This is a genomic window from Streptomyces cyaneofuscatus, assembly GCF_000718135.1.
GTDB classification, from domain to species: Bacteria; Actinomycetota; Actinomycetes; order Streptomycetales; family Streptomycetaceae; genus Streptomyces; species Streptomyces cyaneofuscatus.
The window spans coordinates 1-16,261 of the sequence record NZ_JOEM01000033.1 but is presented as its reverse complement, the minus strand read 5'-3'; the positions used below and the strand labels follow the sequence as shown (position 1 = coordinate 16,261).

Below are 16,261 nucleotides of genomic sequence, written 5' to 3'. Positions count from 1 at the left end.
CAAGAGGAAACGACGACATGACCGACACCTCGCGCAAGCCGACCACCACCGACTCCGGCGCCCCGGTGGAGAGCGACGAGCATTCGCTCACCGTCGGCCCGGGCGGGCCGATCCTGCTCCAGGACTCGTACCTGATCGAGCAGATGGCCCAGTTCAACCGCGAACGCATCCCCGAGCGTCAGCCGCACGCCAAGGGCAGCGGGGCCTTCGGGAAGTTCGAGGTGACCTCGGACGTCTCCGCGTACACGAAGGCCGCGCTCTTCCAGCCCGGCATCACGACCGACCTGGTCATCCGGTTCTCCACCGTCGCCGGGGAGCGGGGCAGCCCGGACACCTGGCGGGACCCGCGCGGCTTCGCGGTGAAGTTCTACACCAGCGAAGGCAACTACGACATGGTGGGCAACAACACCCCCGTGTTCTTCGTGAAGGACCCGATGAAGTTCCAGCACTTCATCCGGTCCCAGAAACGCCGGGCCGACAACAACCTCCGCGACCACGACATGCAGTGGGACTTCTGGACGCTCTCGCCGGAGTCGGCCCACCAGGTCACCTGGCTGATGGGCGACCGGGGCATCCCGCGCACCTGGCGCCACATGAACGGCTACACCTCGCACACGTACATGTGGATCAACGAGGCGGGCCAGCGGTTCTGGGTGAAGTACCACTTCAAGACCGACCAGGGCGTCGAGACGTTCACGCAGGACGAGGCCGACCAGATGGCCTCCGCGGACACGGATTACCACACGCGTGATCTGTTCGAGCACATCCGCGACGGCGAGTACCCGAGCTGGACGCTGAAGGTCCAGATCATGCCGTACGAGGAAGCGAAGGACTACCGGTTCAACCCCTTCGACCTGACCAAGGTGTGGCCGCACAGCGACTACCCGCTGATCGAGGTCGGCCGGATGACGCTGGACCGCAACCCCACGGACAACCACGCGGAGATCGAGCAGGCGGCGTTCCAGCCGAACAACTTCGTCCCCGGCATCGGCCCGAGCCCGGACCGGATGCTCCTGGCGCGCCTCTTCAGCTACGCGGACGCGCACCGCTACCGCATCGGCGGCAACTACCAGCAGCTGCCCGTCAACGCCCCCGTCGCCCCGGTGCACACGTACTCCAAGGACGGAGCGATGGCGTACCGGAAGACCAGCGACCCGGTGTACGCCCCGAACTCCAAGGGCGGCCCGGCGGCCGACACGGAGCGCTACGGCACCCCGCCGAGCTGGTACGCCGACGGTGACATCACCCGGGCGGCCTACGTCGACCACGCCGAGGACGACGACTGGGGCCAGGCGGGCACCATGGTCCGCGAGGTCCTGGACGACGCGGCACGGGACCGGCTGGTGGACAACATCGTCGGCCACCTGCTCAACGGAGTGACCGAGCCGGTGCTCCAGCGGGCGTTCACGTACTGGTCGAACGTCGACAGCACGCTCGGCAAGCGCGTGGAGCAGGGCGTCCGCGCGAAGGCGGGCGAGAAGGACCCGAAGGCGGCGAAGCAGGCCAACCCGGCCCGCTCGTCGATGCAGCACAAGGCCTGAGGCGACGGCCCGTCCTCAGGGCCACGGCAGGACTACGGCACAGGCCCCCTCCCCGCTGTCGGCGGGGGTGGGGGCCTGTCGTGCGCCGTGCGCTTCCGCGTTCAGGCGGTGGCGTGATGCGGGGTGAGTTCGATGGTCAGGTCGGCGTCCAGGGCGCGGGCCAGGCGCCTAAGGAGCGGGATGGCCGGCATGGTTCCGCCGCCCTCGATGCGGGAGATCTGGGGCTGCTTCATGCCGCAGCGCTCGGCGAGCGCGGCCTGCGACAGGCCGAGCGCGGTGCGCCGGTCGTAGACGAGCTGACCGAGATCGTGGGCCAGCTCGGCCTCCTCGTAGAGCCGGTCGTACTCGGGGTTCTCCTCGACCGCTTCACCGAGGAGCGCACGGTGGCGGCGGGTCTTCCACTCGGCGCGGTTCGTCGCAGTTCCTCCTTGACGGGCCGGCTGTAGACCTCGTACTCGGCGGCCGGTTCATGGCTCGCCTCGCAGACCTCCTGGGCTGCGAGCGCGCGTTCGACCTCGCTTGTCTCACGCATCCTGGTTCCGGAAAACCGTGAGCAATACGACGCGGCGGTCCGGGGCCAACCAGTAAGTGATGTGCTGGGCGTTGTCCCCGAGATCGAAACGCAGTTCGCGAAGCTTGCCACCCAGGTGTCGGCTGTACGGCTCACCGAGGGTGGTGGCGTGCTCCGCCAGGCGATCGACCTTCTGCTCGGCCATCACGTAGTGGTGGAGCGGGAGGCTCTCCAGCCAGAGGTGCACCTCGGGCTCGATCTCGATCGTGAACCGCACCCCGTGCATAGCATCAATGATATATGGCGCACGTACTATGCCCCGCCGGGCCGGTGGTCGACCGCCGGTCGGTCCGCCGCCCCCTCCCACGTCTCCGGCGCCCACACCCCCGACCGGCGCAGCGCGTTCGAGCAGTGGCGGAAGATCTCGTCGATCTCGACGACCAGGGCGAGCTTCGGGCGCTGGCCCTTCAGGGTCATCGCGTCGAAGAACGGGGCGTCCGTCAGGATGCGGGCGCGGCCGTTGACGCGGAGGACGTCCATCGCGCCGGGTATCAGGTACAGCAGGCCCACGTGCGGGTTGGACAGGATGTTGTGGAAGCTGTCCGCCCTGCGGTTGCCCGGGCGGTCGGGGAGGGCCAGGGTGCCGGGGTCCAGGACGTGGGTGAAGCCGGGGCCGTCGCCGCGCGGGGTGACGTCGCAGTTGCCGGCGGCGTCGGACGTGGAGACCGCGCAGAACGGGGAGCGGGCCAGCAGCGCCAGGTCGTCCTCGGTGAGCCGGTCGTGGACCTTGTCGATCACGATCGGGTGCGGGGTGCCCAGGATCTCGCGCAGCTCTTCCGCCGAGCCCAGGGGTACGGCCCCGGCCAGCGGGCCGGAGGAGGGGCCGTAGGAAGAGGCGGGGTCGGCGGCGTCGGCGGCGTCGGCGGCGTACGGCAAGGAAGCGCTCCGGGCTCGTGGGGTGCGGCGGTGTGGGGGCGGACCGGCGCTGTTAGGGTGACCTTACTTTGGGCCCCCTGTCCTGCCTTCTTCGGGGTGCCCGGGTGCGGACGGCCCGTGCGCCGGAGCGCCCCGCCGACAGAACGCGCCGATGAGCAAGGGTGAGACACCGTGCACCACCGTAATCCGGCCGTCGCCGCCCCGGTGGCGCGGCCGTGAGCGGCTCGACCCTCCTGGCGAAGGAGAAACCGGCGGACGGCGCCACGAAGGAAGCGCGGGCCAGGCGCAGCCGGCCCGTCCTCGCCCTCGGGCTGCTGGCCGCCCTCGGTGTGCTGGTGCTCGTCGTCGTGGCGAGCCTCGCCATCGGCTCCGGGGACGTGCCGTTCCGCGATGTGCTGCCCGGCGTCTTCGACCCCGACCTCACCGTCAAGGGCCAGCTGGTCATCCAGGAGGTCCGCATCCCGCGCACCGTCGCCGGGCTGCTCGCCGGCGCGGCGCTCGGCCTCGCGGGGACCGTCATGCAGGGCGTCGCCCGTAACCCCCTGGCCGACCCCCAGCTCCTCGGCATCAACGCGGGCGCCTCCGTCGCCGTCGTCTGCTCGATCACGCTGCTCGGCTTCACCGTCGCCACCCAGTTCATCTGGTTCGGCTTCCTCGGCGCGCTGCTCGCCGCCCTCCTCGTGTACGGGGTCGGCTCGCTGGGAAGAGAAGGCGCGACGCCGGTCAAGCTGGCTCTCGCGGGCGCCGCGACCAGTGCCGTCCTCACGTCGGTCACCAGCGCGATCCTGCTCCAGGACCGGGGGAGCTACGACCAGTTCCGGTTCTGGCAGCTCGGGGCGCTGACCGCCCGCTCCTCCGAGGTGCTCTGGCAGGTCTCCCCGTTCATCCTCGTCGGGGCCGTCCTCGCCCTCGCCCTGGGGCCGCAGCTCAACGCCCTCTCCCTCGGCGACGACCTCGCGCGCGGCCTCGGCCAGCGGGTCGGGGCCGCCCGGATGGTCTCCGCCCTCGCCGTGGTCGTGCTCTGCGGCGCCGCCACCGTCGTCGCCGGACCCATCGGCTTCGTCGGCCTCGCCGTCCCGCACGCCGCCCGCCTCATCACCGGGCCCGACTACCGCTGGGTGCTCCCGTACAGCATGGTGCTCGCCCCGATCATGCTGCTCGTCGCCGACATCATCGGCCGTGTGATCGCCCCGCCCGGCGAGGTGCAGGTCGGCGTGATCACCGCCGCGATCGGCTGCATCCCCTTCATCTGGCTGGTCCGGCGCAGGAAGCTGGTGGAACTGTGAGCCCGGGGCCCGTCATGGCTGTGGACACGGAGAAGGACCGGCTCGCCGATGCCGTACGGCAGGTCAACGCCGTACGCGGACGGGGGCGCCGCCGCTCCGTCACCGTCGCCACCGCCCTGCTCGCCGCCGTGGTCGCGGTCTTCGGCCTCTCGCTCAGCGTCGGCGACATGGTCATGCCGATCGGGAAGGTCGTCGAGACCCTCCTCGGCGGCGGCGACGGTGGATCGCAGTTCGTCGTGCTGGAGCTGCGCCTGCCCCGCGCCCTCCTCGCCCTCCTCGTCGGCGCCGCGTTCGGCCTCTCCGGCGGCGTCTTCCAGACCGTGCTGCGCAACCCGCTCGCCAGCCCGGATCTCATCGGCATCAGCGCCGGAGCCAGTGCCGTCGCCGTCACGGCCGCGCTGTTGTTCCAGGTCAGCGGGCTCGCCCTCTCCGCGAGCGCGCTGGCCGGTGCGGTCGCCGCCGGGGCCGCGATCTACCTGCTCGCCTGGCGGCAGGGCGTCGCCGGGCAGCGGCTCGTCCTCGTCGGGATCGGCGTCGGCATGGGGCTCTCCAGCGTCGTCTGGTACGTGATGGCCCGCTCCGACGTCACCGACGCGCAGGAGGCCTTCCGCTGGCTGGCCGGCAGCCTCAACGGGCGCTCCTGGGGCCAGTTCTGGCCGATCCTCGGGGCGCTCGCCCTCCTCGTCCCGCTCACCGCCGTCGCCGCGCACGCCCTGCGGCCCCTCCAGCTCGGGGACGACGCCGCCGCCGGACTCGGTACGCAGGTGGAGCCGAGCCGGCTCGCCCTGCTCGGGTGCGCCACGGCCCTGGCGGGGGTCGCCACGGCGGCGGCCGGGCCCGTCGGGTTCGTGGCCTTCGTCGCCGCGCCGATCGCCCGCCGCCTGGTCCCGGGCCGGGGAGCCGCCCTGCCCCACGCGGCCCTGGCCGGCGCGCTGCTGGTCCTCGTCGCCGACTTCGCGGCCCAGCACATGCTGCCCTCCGTCCAGCTGCCGGTGGGCGTGGTCACCAGCATCATCGGCGCGCCGTACCTGCTCCTGCTGCTGGCCCGCGCCAACCGCGTGGGGAGTGGCGGCTGAGATGACGGCGTACGAGAAGCACAACGAAGAGCACGAGACGCAGGACGACAACGAAAGGCGTGGCCCGGTCGTGGCTGAGCACACTCTTCAAGCCCGGGACGTCCGGCTCGGCTACGGCGACCGGGAGATCGTCCCCGGCCTGAGCGTCACCGTCCCGCCCGGACGGATCACCGTCATCGTCGGCCCCAACGCCTGCGGCAAGTCGACCCTGCTGCGGGCCATGGCCCGGCTGCTCGTGCCCTCCGCCGGGGCGGTGCTCCTGAACGGCCGGTCCATCCAGGAGATGCCGACCAAGGAGGTCGCCGCCGTCCTCGGCATCCTGCCGCAGAGCCCCACCGCGCCCGAGGGCATCACCGTCTCCGACCTGGTCGGCCGCGGCCGCTACCCGCACCAGGGCTGGTTCCGCCGCTGGGGCGCCGAGGACGACGAGGCGGTCGCGCAGGCGCTGCTCTCCACCGACGTCCTGGAGCTGGCCGACCGGCCGGTGGACGAGCTCTCGGGCGGGCAGCGCCAGCGGGTGTGGATCGCGATGGCGCTGGCGCAGCGTACGGACATCCTGCTGCTGGACGAGCCGACGACCTTCCTGGACGCCAGCCACCAGCTCGACGTCCTCGACCTGCTCACCGACCTCAACCGCGAGCGCGGCGTCACGATGGTCGCCGTCCTGCACGACCTGAACCTGGCCTGCCGGTACGCGGACCACATGATCGCCATGAAGGCCGGGCGGATCCTGGCGGAGGGGCGGCCGGTGGACATCGTGACGGAAGAGCTGGTCGGCGAGGTCTTCGGGATGCGCTGCTCGGTGATCGAGGACCCGGCGTCGGCCACCCCGATGGTGGTGCCGCTGGGCCGCCACCACGTGAAGGGGCCCGAGGTGAAGGACCCGGCGGCCTGAGACCGTACAGCCACCCGATGGCACCGTTGTCATTAGGTGAGGCTAACCTAAAGGACATGAACCCCTCCGCTTCCCGGCGCCCCCGCCGCACCCCCGTCCTGATGGCCGGTGCCGTCGCCGCCCTCCTCGTCGGCGTCTCCGCCTGCGGTACGTCGGACGACTCCTCCGACACGTCCGGCTCCCCCTCCGCCGCCTCCGAAGGCGCCTTCCCCGCCAAGGTCGCGACGAAGTTCGGCGAGGTCACCGTCGACAAGCAGCCCAAGCGCATCGTCGCGCTCGGCTGGGGCGACGCCGAGACCGTGCTCGCGCTCGGCGGCCAGCCGGTCGGGGCGAGCGACTGGCTGCCGTTCGGCGGCGAGGGCGTCGGCCCGTGGGCGAAGGGCATGTACGACAAGGCGCCCGAGCTCATCGGCACGATGGAGCCGGAGTTCGAGAAGATCGCCTCCCTCCAGCCGGACCTCATCCTGGACACCAAGTCCAGCGGCGACCAGACCCGGTATGACACCCTGAAGAAGATCGCCCCGACCGTCGGCGTGCCCAAGGACGGCGACCAGTACAAGATCTCCTGGGAGCAGCAGACCACGATGATCGCCGCCGCGATGGGCGTGCCCGAGAAGGGCAAGGAGCTGATCGCCGAGACCGAGAAGAAGTTCGAGACGGCGGCCAAGGCGCACCCCGAGTTCAAGGACGCCACGATCGTGCTCGGCTCGCGCACCTCCGAGGGCTACGGCGCGTACGTCGGCGGCACCGGCCGGGTCGACTTCGTCGAGCGCCTCGGCTTCACGAACAGCCCGGCCGTCGAGGCCAAGGCCGGCGAGGGCTTCTCCGTCTCCATCTCCAAGGAGAACCTCGAACTCCTGGACGCCGACCTCACGGTGATGACCCCGATCGGCATCCCCGCCACCGACATCAGCAACGATCCGCTGTACGAGGCGGTCCCGTCGGTGAAGGCCGGGAACTCCCTGATCTTCGACGACCAGATCATCTCGCAGGCGTTCGCCACGGACTCCGTGCTCTCCGTCTCGTACGCCCTGGAGAAGGTCGTCCCGCTCTTCGCGGAGAAGGTCAAGAAGTAACCTCCGTACGCGCAGGCACGACAGGCCCGTAAGCCTGTGCTCCCACGTACGACAGCGCGCCCCGCCCCGTGACATCCCGGGTGCGGGGCGCGCCGCTCTTTCGCGTACGCCCCCGAATCAGCCGGCGGGAGCCAGCGCGTACCCCCACCACACACCGCGCTCGCGGGCCAGCTGGACGCGGAGGTGCTTGCCGTCGGCCAGGGTCAGATCGGCCTGCGAGGTGCCTCCGCCGGGCGCCTTGAGCCGCTGGGGGAGCGGGCGTGCGTCCTCGGCTCCGGCCACCTTCGCCGTGACCTCCCCGGCCGCCGCCGACGCGGCGAGCGGACGCAGGAACTCCGAGGACTCGCGCGCCGCGCCCGCCCCGTCCGGATAGCCGTCGGCGAGGGCGTCGACGCCCGTCACGTCCCCGGCGGCCAGCCGCTGGACGAGGACGGTGAGGAACGTGTCGACACCCTCGTCCGGCCGCTCCCCGTCGTAGGCGAGCGTCACCCGGGGACCGTCGGCGGAGACGGCGTACAGGGCGTCGTCGGCGCGGTTGAACCACCACAGGGCGGTGGCGACGGCCAGGCTCAGGGCGCAGACCGTCAGGAGGGCGGCTCGGAAGGGTCGTCTGGTGAGCACGGTGTTTCTCTTTCCCCCGGGGATGCGCGGACAGCCCCTCCATGATCCACCGGGAGCCGCGACCTCGTACGGGCGGCCCGGCCGCCTCTAGGGTGCCAAGCCGCCCGTACTGCCGCGTCAGGCGCGTGTCATGCCTGCGGCGCCGCCGCCTTGATCGCGGAGATGTCGAAGTTCAGCTTGACCTTGTCGCTGACCATGACCCCGCCGGTCTCCAGCGCCGCGTTCCAGGTCAGGCCCCAGTCGGAGCGCAGGATGTCCGCGCTGCCCTCGAAGCCGACGCGCTCGTTGCCGTAGACGTCGGTGGCGGATCCGTTGAACTCCAGGTCGATGGAGAGCGGGCGCGTGACGTCCTTGATGGTCAGGTCGCCGGTGACCCGGTACGCCTCGCCGCCGAGCTGCTCGGCGCGCGTCGAGCGGAACGTCATCAGGGGGAACTTCTCGGCGTCGAAGAAGTCGCCGCTGACCAGGTGGCCGTCGCGGTCGGCGATGCCGGTGTCGACGCTCGCGATCTTCACGTCGATGGCGGCGGAGGAGTTCGCCGGGTCGGTGCCGTCCAGGGTCAGGGTGCCCTCGTGCTCGCCGAAGGAGCCGCGCACGTTGGTGACCATCGCGTGCCGCACGGTGAAGCCGATGCTGCTGTGGGCCGGGTCGATGGTGTAGACGCCGGTCAGGGCGGCCAGTGCCGGGTCCACCGCGGGGGCCTCGGCGACGGTGGTCGGGGTGGCGGCGGTCGACTTGCGGGTGAACAGAGCCATGGCTCCTCCTCGGGGGACGTGTGCGAGCGGTGCTGTCGTCGGTGTTGTTTAACCTTCAACGAGATTGACTGTAGCTCCATCTTGTTCAAGTTTCAACCTTTCTTCCTCTTGGGTGTCCCGGCCCCCGGATCGCCCTCTGGCGGACGCGCGTAGAACTCGGGCACTATCTCCCTGCCCGGCGTGCGCGGCCCACGCCCGTACGCCCTCTGTTTTGTCATGAGCAGGAGGAAAATCCCCCATGTTGAACCGCCCACGACTCCGCTCCGCCCTCATCGTCCTGGCCCTCGTCCTCGGCGCCCTCTTCGTCCCCGGCGTCGGTGCCCTCGGCAGCGGCGCCACCGAGGCGCACGCCGTGACCAAGCTGACCCACGCGCAGGCGACCTCCCGGTTCAGCTCCTCCGGGATCACCTGGTCGTCCTCGGGCGGCTGCTCCAACCGCAATGTCCCCACCTGCACGTCGTTCGACCAGCTCAACCTGCCGACCGCCCAGGGCGCCCAGACGCTCAAGAGCGCCACCGGCTGCGCGCTCAGGATCACCGGCGGTACGGAGACCGGGCACGCCGGCGGCACGTACTCGCACTGGAACGGCTACAAGCTCGACTTCGCCAAGAGCACCTGCCTGAACAACTACGTCACCGGCGTCTTCACCTACATCGGCACCCGGGGCGACGGCGCCCGGCAGTACCGGTCGGGCTCCGGCAACATCTACGCCGACGAGGGCAACCACTGGGACGTGACCTACTACAACTGCGGAGGCTGCTGACCGAACGGGCGGGCCGCCCTGGCAGGAGAGGGCGGCCCGCATCCGTACCGGTTCAGTCGATCGGGTCCACCGTCGGCCCCTCCCGCTCCAGCAGGTCCCGGGCGAAGTCCTCCCACTGCGCGTACCGGTCCGGGTGCGCCGACCGCTGCACCGCCTGGCACGCCTTGCCCGGCTCCATCGACTCCCAGCCCTCGATCTGGAGCAGCCCCGGATTGCTGGTCGGCGACGGCAGCCCGTAGAAGGACTTCGACGCGGTCGGGACGTGGGTGATCTGCTTCGCCGTGCCCCAGCCCATGCTCGGGCGCTGCTGGAAGATCCCGAGCGAGTCGTGGTCCACCGGGGTCGTGTAGTTGACGAACTTCGACTCCTGCATGGCCGTCATCAGGGCGATCACCTGGCCCTGCTCCGGGATGTCCGCGCCCTTCCCGACGCCGATGACCGTACGCGCGTGCGCGAGCTGTTCCGGGCCGAGGTCGGACGGGTCGGCGAAGGCGGCGCGCAGCTCGCTGTCCGGAGCCGTCTTGAGGAGGTGGGCCGTCGCGGCGTCCACCTGGCCGGTGGGGGCGAGGCCGTAACTCTGCTGGAAGGCGCGCAGGCCTTGGGCCGCGGTGGGCGGCGGGGGTGCGGTGGCGTGGGCGGTGGCGGGGGCCGCCAGCAGGAAGGCGGCGGCGAGTGCCGCGAGTGTGCGGCGGGGGAGTCCGGCCTTTCGGCCACGGATGTTCTTTCGCATACGGAACGGTTCCGGGACGCCGGAAAGAATGTCAAGGATGCCGTGAATAGTATGAATTGATGGTGTGTCGCTCTCCGGGAGTCCGCGCGCGGACAGACGCGTGCCCTCCGCCGGCCGGGTCCGGCGGAGGGCACTCACCTGCTGGTCGCGACGGCCGTCAGGCCCCCGCGCCCACCCTGAAGCGGCGCGGCCGTCAGGCCCCCACGCTCACCGTGAAGCGGCGCGGGTTCCCGTCGTGCGCCGCGCCCGAGACGTCCGGCTCGCCGTCCGGGCGGACGTCGTCGTACGGGAACGCGTAGCCGATCGGACTGTTGGCGTGCACCACGCGGGACCAGTGGTTGGTCACCGGCGTCTTGTAGTAGTCCGACACCGACGTGCCGTTCGGCTGGCTCGGGTGGCTCAGCATGATCGACCGGTTGAAGCCCGCCGCCAGCCGGGCCAGGATCGCCTTCTTGTCGTCGGAGTCGCCCGGGTTGTTCGTGAACGGCCCGTGGTTGCAGGTGAAGATGTCCTTCGACTCCGGCTTGGTGAACGTGTGCCCGCCTTCGAAGGTGAGGACGTCACCGCTGACCCGGCCCGTCAGCGTGCCCCGGCCGCCCTGGAGGTCGATCCGCAGGTCCTCGGAGCGGTACTTCTCCCAGACCTCGTCGATCTGGGCCGCGAACAGGTCCCGGAACGGCATCTCGGCGGGCCGGTCGAAGTACGGCGCCATGATGTTCTGCGGCGAGACGACCCGCAGCACCTTGCCGTCGTCGCCCCGGGTGATCAGCTTGTCCCACGGCTGCCCGTCGGCAGCCGCCTGGGCGACGAGGTCCTCGGCGATCCGCTCCGCCGCGCCCTCCGGGTGCGGGGCCACGACATGCGTCCCGTCGCCCTCCAGCGTGATGCCGATCGGGAGGGCGGTGATCAGGTCCACGTAGCTGATGTTGGAGTACAGCTGCTCGGTGTTGAAGGTGAACTCGGCGAACGCCCAGGTCCGCCCGTAGTTCGGGTCCGTCGGCGTCGCGAAGGCGGGCTCCACCAGCGAGGGGCCCGGGTTGAGGAAGAAGTCCAGCTTGTCGTCCCGGACGAAGTAGACCCGCGCCCCGTACATCTGCGGCAGGGTCAGCACCACCGGTGCCGCGCCCGCGCCGTTGAGCGGGATCGCGCAGTCCACCGGGAGCGGGGTCTGCGGGGCGCCGGGGGAGTCGGGGCGGTAGACCTCGCCGTTCGGCCGGAGCAGCACCCAGCGGTCGGTGCCCAGCTCGTGGCCGGTGACGTACGCGTGCACCGTGCCCGGCAACGACTTGTTCTCCAGGGCGATTTCGCAGGTGGCGGGCGCGGCCGAGGCGCGCGGGGAGAGGGCGGTGCCCCAGGCGGGGTACGTCAGAGCCGCGGCCGATGCGGCGGCGCCGGTCAGGAACATTCGGCGTGAAATCACGAGGGAACTCCCGAGTGTGTGGGGGCCGCAGACGGGTCGTGGGGTGGGGTGGGGAGAGACCGGACAGTGGGGGTGTCTGCGGGAGTGCGCACCACTCTCGCCAGGGGTGGAGCGGCCGTCAAGACTTATGGCTGAGAGCGCTCTCAAAAATTCCGGGTCTTCACAACTCGACGCCCGGAAGCGGTACTTGCCGGAACCGAGCGGGTGCGAACCGTGACCGTACGGAGGCGGCAGCGGCCAAGAGGTGAACGAGGAGCCGGTCATGGCAGGCGCACAGGCCACTTGGACTAACGGAGCACGGTTGTTGGACGGAGACGGCCCCCGGGACCGACATGCGTTGACGGTGTCCCGACACGGCGACTACTCAGGGGCCATGTCGCCAAGATTCCCCTCCGCCGGCCTGGTCGCCGTCGCCTCAGCCGCCGTCCTGGCGCTCGTGGGGACCGCCCTCCCCGCCGCAGCCGCCGCCGATCCGTCCCCCGCACCGCCGGCCGGGGCGGCGAAGCCCAGCGGCTCCGTCACCATCGGCTCGCCCCAGCTCACCGTCGCCGTGGCCGACGACTTCCCGCGCGTCCTCTCGTACACCTACCGGGCCGGGGGCAAGCAGCTCCTCGGCAGTACGCGGCCGGTCACCGCCGTCACCCTCAACGGCACCGCCCACCCGGTGAAGCTCAAGGGCGCCCCGAAGGTCAACGGCTCCTCCGCCCGCTACACCCTCACCTTCACCGGCCTGCCCGGCGTGGAGATCGACGCCTCGCTCACCGTCTCCGGCCGGACCACCACCTTCCGGGTGACCGCCGTCCGTGACACCGCCGCCTTCCGGGTGGGGACCATCGACATCCCCGGCCACGACCTGATCTCCGTCGGCTCCACCGAACCCGGAGCCGCCACCGCGTTCACCACGCTGGACCCGGACTCCACCCGGACCGCCGACGTGTTCGCGAAGGTCACCGCCGCCACCAAGCCCGACCCGGCCCCCGTCGGCGCCACCTACGCGATCCTCAACACCTCCTCCCTCGCCGCCGCCGTCGAGTCCAACTCCTCCTACGACAAGCCCTCAGGACCCACCGGCGGCGACGACGCCCGCCTCTGGCGCCAGGCCCGCACCGAGGCCGACGGAAGCGGCGTCCGGGTCGGCGTCAGCTCCGGCCAGTGGACCTACCGGGGCGAGGGCGCACAGACGCCGGAGAGCGGCGAGAACCTGCCCTGGGCCAAGGTCGTCATCACCCCGGACGCCAACGGGGACCAGGCCGTCGACTGGCAGGACGGGGCCATCGCCTTCCGCTCCATCGGCATCACCGCGCCCGGCAGCGAGGAGACCGCCGACCGGGTCGTCACCCACATCCCGTTCAACTTCGCCAGCCAGGCCACCCACCCCTTCCTGCGCACCCTCGACGACGTCAAGCGGATCGCGCAGTCCACCGACGGCCTCGGCCAGCTCGCCGTCCTCAAGGGGTACGGCTCCGAGGGCCACGACTCCGCCCACCCGGACTACGGCGGCAACTACAACAAGCGGGCCGGCGGCCTCAAGGACCTCAACACCCTCCTCAAGCAGGGCAAGAAGTGGGGCGCCACCTTCGGTGTCCACGTCAACGCCACCGAGTCCTACCCGGAGGCCAAGGCCTTCAGCGAGCAGCTCGTCGACAGGACCAAGCCCGGCTGGAACTGGCTCAACCAGAGCTACTACATCGACCAGCGCCGCGACATCAACAGCGGCGACCTGGCCAAGCGCTTCCAGCAGCTGCGGAACGAGACCGACCGCAACCTCGCCTTCCTCTACATCGACGTCTACTACTCCCACGGCTGGATCGCCGACAAGACCATCCAGTCCGTGCAGAAGCAGGGCTGGACCGTCGGCACCGAGTGGGCCGACAAGTTCGAGCGGGCCTCGCTCTGGTCGCACTGGGCGAACGACCTCAACTACGGCGGGGCCACCAACAAGGGCCTCAACTCGCAGATCATCCGGTTCATCCGCAACGGCGAGAAGGACATCTGGAACAACCACCCGGTCCTCGGCCAGAGCGTCCTGGAGGACTTCGAGGGGTGGACCGGCGAGACCGACTGGAACGCCTTCACCGCCACCATCTGGCAGAAGAACCTTCCCGCCAAGTACCTCCAGCAGCAGAAGATCACCCGCTGGGACGGCAACGACATCACCTTCACCGGCGGTGTGCGCGGCACGGTCGAGGACGGGAAGCGGACCTTCTACGACCAGGGCCGCAAGGTGCTCAGCGGGACGGACTACCTGCTGCCGTGGGACGGCGGGAAGAAGCTCTACCACTACAGCGAGACCGGCGGCACCAGCACCTGGGAGGTGCCCGGCAAGGGCCCGTACACGGTCTACGAACTGACCGACAACGGCCGCGAGAAGACCGCCACGGTCCGCCCGGTGAACGGAAAGATCACGCTGACCGCCACCGCCGGACAGCCGTACGTCCTCTACCCGAGCCAGGCACCCCGGGCAGCAGACCCCGCATGGGGCCAGGGCACACCCCTCAAGGACCCCGGCTTCAACGACCGTACGCTGAAGGGCTGGACGAAGACCGGAACGGTCGTACGGGACACCGACGACCAGGGCCGCAACAGCGCCGCCCTCTCCGGCACCGCCACGGCCGCGCTCTCCCAGCCCGTCACCGGCCTCAAGCCCGGCAAGCGCTACACCGCCTCCGCCCTGATCGAGGTGGAGTCAGGCCAGTCCCGTCGTACGGTGCTGAGCGCGGGCGGGAAGTCGGTGGCCGTCGAACGTTCCACGGCCGAGGACTTCGTCGCCGCGTCCGACTGGCACGGCACCCGCTTCCAGCGCGCCAAGGTCACCTTCACGGCCCCCGCCAACGGCCGCACCACCCTGCGCATCGAGGCGGCGGCCGGCTCCCCGGCGACGGTCCGCGCCGATGACGTACGGATCGTCGAGAACGCCCCCGCGACCCGGCCCGGCACCCTCGTGTACGAGGACTTCGAGGCGGTCGACCAGGGCTGGGGCCCCTTCCTCAAGGGCGACGCGGGCGGCTCCACCGACCCCCGCACCCACATCGCGCAGCTGAACGCCCCGTACACGCAGTCCGGCTGGAACGGGAAGCTGATCGACGACGTGCTCGGCGGGAAGGAGTCCCTCAAGTCCCACGAGGAGAACACCGGGCTCGTCTACCGCACGGCCCCCTGGACCGTCCCGATGAAGGACGGCCACCGCTACCAGGTCGCCTTCGACTACCAGTCCAGCCACGCCGGCGCCTACACCTGGGTCGACGGCTACGACCGGGTCGCGGACGGCAAGGCCACCTCCACCGAGACCCGCACCACCCCCATCGGGCAGCAGCGCACCACCGACCGCTTCACCCAGACCCTCACCGCGGGCTGCGGCGACACCTGGACCGGGCTGCGGAAGCGGGCCGGAGCTCCCGAGGGCGCGGACTTCGTGCTCGACGGGTTCACCGTGACCGACCTGGGGCCCGCCCCCGCCGGGCAGGAGGCGGTCTGCGGGACGCTCAGTGTCGCCGCCGACGCCGAGACCCTGGAGCCGGGCGCCCCGAACACCGTGAAGGCCACCTTCGGCAACGACGAGGCGGGCGCCGCCACCGGGGTGAAGCTCGCACTGGCCGTGCCCGAGGGGTGGCGGGCCGAGCCCGTGGGCTCGGTCGCCTTCGACACGGTCGCCCCGGGCGCGAAGGTCACCGGCAGCTGGCGGGTCACCCCGCCGGTGGACGCCGCGTACGACACGTACCAGCTGGCGGCGGAAGCCACGTACGCCGTCCAGGGCTCCCCGCGCACGCTCGGCGCGCAGACCTCCGTACGGACCCTGCCGCCGCCGCCCATGAAGGACAGCTGGGCCAGTGACCTCGACTGGACGGCCTCCCAGAACGGCTGGGGACCCGTCGAGCGCGACCAGTCCAACGGGGAGACCGGGACCGGCGACGGCAGGCCGCTGAGCATCGGCGGCGTCGCGTACGCCAAGGGCCTCGGCACCCACGCCCCGGCGAAGATCCGCTACTACCTGGGCGGGAAGTGCACCTCCCTCACCGCCGAGGTCGGGGTCGACGACGTCCAGGCCACGCGCGGCAGCGTGCGGTTCTCCGTCACCGCCGACGGGACGGAGAAGGTGAAGTCACCGGTCCTGGGGGCCGCCGACCCGGCCTGGAAGCTCACCGCCGACGTCACCGGAGCGCGCTACGTCGAGCTGGTCGTCGACGACGGCGGTGACGGCAACGGGAACGACCACGCCGACTGGGGCAACGCCCGCTTCCACTGCGGAGGTTGAACCCCGGTCGAACAATGACCCAGGCGTGGTGGAGGCCGGCTGAACACTGCTGGTCCATACTGAGGGGGCCTGCGGGCCCCCTCAGGCGCATGTGGCCCACGGCACATCGGCCCTTTGTGGGGTTCTCACAACGTAGGGCGGCGTTTCGCTGGTGGATCGCGTGCCCGGCGGGATGGTTCTGTTCACTCCCACCACGAAACCGGGCAGGAGACTGTACGGAGTCGACGGCACGATTTCTGGGTCGGGGTTCGTAGGGTCGATGCATGACCGTTGTGGACGAAACCCAGGGTGAGCAGCCGAGCGACACGCGTGGCCGGGTGGCCGAACTGCTGGCCCTGCGTGAGCAGGCCCGGCGTGGCCCGAGTGAGCGCGCGACCCAGGCGCAGCACGCCAAGGGCA

13 protein-coding genes and 1 pseudogene are annotated in these 16,261 nt (G+C 70.9%); 7 read left to right on the top strand and 7 right to left on the bottom strand.

Translation table 11 applies throughout. The features are described from left to right. The first annotated feature begins 17 nt into the window (after positions 1-17). Entirely contained in the window at positions 18-1,541 is a 1,524-nt protein-coding gene (locus IF17_RS0134240; RefSeq protein ID WP_030574795.1) for a catalase, read from the top strand. Between the two features lie 101 nt (positions 1,542-1,642). Here IF17_RS0134240 and IF17_RS1000000138240 read toward each other — a convergent pair whose 3' ends face one another. The 3 genes and pseudogenes from IF17_RS1000000138240 to IF17_RS0134225 form a co-directional block, all read right to left on the bottom strand. Beyond that, positions 1,643-1,858: a helix-turn-helix domain-containing protein gene (locus IF17_RS1000000138240; RefSeq protein WP_032773017.1), complete on the bottom strand. Its 216-nt coding sequence runs from the start codon at positions 1,856-1,858 to the stop codon at positions 1,643-1,645. A gap of 107 nt (positions 1,859-1,965) precedes the next feature. Further along, positions 1,966-2,338: pseudogene (locus IF17_RS1000000138235) on the bottom strand (type II toxin-antitoxin system RelE/ParE family toxin); the annotation flags it as partial. Positions 2,339-2,364: 26 nt separating this feature from the next. Next, positions 2,365-2,988, bottom strand: a complete 624-nt coding sequence (locus IF17_RS0134225; RefSeq protein WP_051884203.1) for an MSMEG_1061 family FMN-dependent PPOX-type flavoprotein — start codon at positions 2,986-2,988, stop codon at positions 2,365-2,367. Positions 2,989-3,203: 215 nt separating this feature from the next. On the opposite strand from IF17_RS0134225, the gene IF17_RS0134220 reads away from it, so the two are divergent. The 4 genes from IF17_RS0134220 (at position 3,204) to IF17_RS0134205 (ending at position 7,321) form a co-directional block, all read left to right on the top strand. After that, complete coding sequence (locus tag IF17_RS0134220) at positions 3,204-4,274, top strand: FecCD family ABC transporter permease (RefSeq protein WP_030574789.1); 1,071 nt, start codon at positions 3,204-3,206, stop codon at positions 4,272-4,274. Between the two features lie 14 nt (positions 4,275-4,288). Continuing rightward, the gene (locus tag IF17_RS0134215) at positions 4,289-5,350 is read left to right on the top strand and encodes a FecCD family ABC transporter permease (protein ID WP_030574786.1); all 1,062 of its coding nucleotides are present in this window, start codon (positions 4,289-4,291) and stop codon (positions 5,348-5,350) included. A gap of 70 nt (positions 5,351-5,420) precedes the next feature. After that, positions 5,421-6,245, top strand: coding sequence for an ABC transporter ATP-binding protein (locus IF17_RS0134210; RefSeq protein WP_030574784.1), 825 nt, complete (start codon positions 5,421-5,423; stop codon positions 6,243-6,245). A 56-nt stretch (positions 6,246-6,301) separates the two neighbouring features. After that, positions 6,302-7,321, top strand: coding sequence for an iron-siderophore ABC transporter substrate-binding protein (locus tag IF17_RS0134205; RefSeq protein WP_030574781.1), 1,020 nt, complete (start codon positions 6,302-6,304; stop codon positions 7,319-7,321). A 117-nt stretch (positions 7,322-7,438) separates the two neighbouring features. Here the strand turns inward: IF17_RS0134205 and IF17_RS0134200 are convergent, their stop codons facing one another. Together IF17_RS0134200 and IF17_RS0134195 are read right to left on the bottom strand one after the other, a co-directional pair. Next, positions 7,439-7,942 carry a hypothetical protein gene (locus IF17_RS0134200; RefSeq protein WP_051884201.1) on the bottom strand — a complete coding sequence of 168 codons (504 nt, stop codon included), beginning with the start codon at positions 7,940-7,942 and terminating at the stop codon, positions 7,439-7,441. Positions 7,943-8,070: 128 nt separating this feature from the next. Then, positions 8,071-8,697 carry a YceI family protein gene (locus IF17_RS0134195; protein ID WP_030574777.1) on the bottom strand — a complete coding sequence of 209 codons (627 nt, stop codon included), beginning with the start codon at positions 8,695-8,697 and terminating at the stop codon, positions 8,071-8,073. 238 nt (positions 8,698-8,935) lie between these two features. On the opposite strand from IF17_RS0134195, the gene IF17_RS0134190 reads away from it, so the two are divergent. Further along, positions 8,936-9,460, top strand: coding sequence for a hypothetical protein (locus IF17_RS0134190; RefSeq protein WP_030574775.1), 525 nt, complete (start codon positions 8,936-8,938; stop codon positions 9,458-9,460). 52 nt (positions 9,461-9,512) lie between these two features. On the opposite strand, the gene IF17_RS0134185 is transcribed toward IF17_RS0134190, so the two are convergent. Both IF17_RS0134185 and IF17_RS0134180 read right to left on the bottom strand, forming a co-directional pair. Continuing rightward, complete coding sequence (locus IF17_RS0134185) at positions 9,513-10,190, bottom strand: peptidoglycan-binding domain-containing protein (RefSeq protein ID WP_030574773.1); 678 nt, start codon at positions 10,188-10,190, stop codon at positions 9,513-9,515. Between the two features lie 193 nt (positions 10,191-10,383). Further along, the gene (locus IF17_RS0134180) at positions 10,384-11,595 is read right to left on the bottom strand and encodes a glycoside hydrolase family 64 protein (RefSeq protein ID WP_030574771.1); all 1,212 of its coding nucleotides are present in this window, start codon (positions 11,593-11,595) and stop codon (positions 10,384-10,386) included. A 388-nt stretch (positions 11,596-11,983) separates the two neighbouring features. Here IF17_RS0134180 and IF17_RS0134175 point away from each other — a divergent pair, with 388 nt between their 5' ends. Then, on the top strand, positions 11,984-15,862 hold the full coding sequence (locus tag IF17_RS0134175; protein WP_030574769.1) for an endo-alpha-N-acetylgalactosaminidase family protein: 3,879 nt from the start codon (positions 11,984-11,986) through the stop codon (positions 15,860-15,862). Positions 15,863-16,261: the final 399 nt, after the last annotated feature.

Coding starts and splice junctions, on each gene's coding strand:
- IF17_RS0134240 (WP_030574795.1), top strand. CDS start 18: ATGACCGACACCTCGCGCAAGCCGACCACCACCGACTCCGGCGCCCCG.
- IF17_RS0134215 (WP_030574786.1), top strand. CDS start 4,289: ATGGCTGTGGACACGGAGAAGGACCGGCTCGCCGATGCCGTACGGCAG.
- IF17_RS0134205 (WP_030574781.1), top strand. CDS start 6,302: ATGAACCCCTCCGCTTCCCGGCGCCCCCGCCGCACCCCCGTCCTGATG.
- IF17_RS0134195 (WP_030574777.1), bottom strand. CDS start 8,697: ATGGCTCTGTTCACCCGCAAGTCGACCGCCGCCACCCCGACCACCGTC.
- IF17_RS0134190 (WP_030574775.1), top strand. CDS start 8,936: ATGTTGAACCGCCCACGACTCCGCTCCGCCCTCATCGTCCTGGCCCTC.
- IF17_RS0134185 (WP_030574773.1), bottom strand. CDS start 10,190: ATGCGAAAGAACATCCGTGGCCGAAAGGCCGGACTCCCCCGCCGCACA.
- IF17_RS0134180 (WP_030574771.1), bottom strand. CDS start 11,595: ATGTTCCTGACCGGCGCCGCCGCATCGGCCGCGGCTCTGACGTACCCC.
- IF17_RS0134175 (WP_030574769.1), top strand. CDS start 11,984: ATGTCGCCAAGATTCCCCTCCGCCGGCCTGGTCGCCGTCGCCTCAGCC.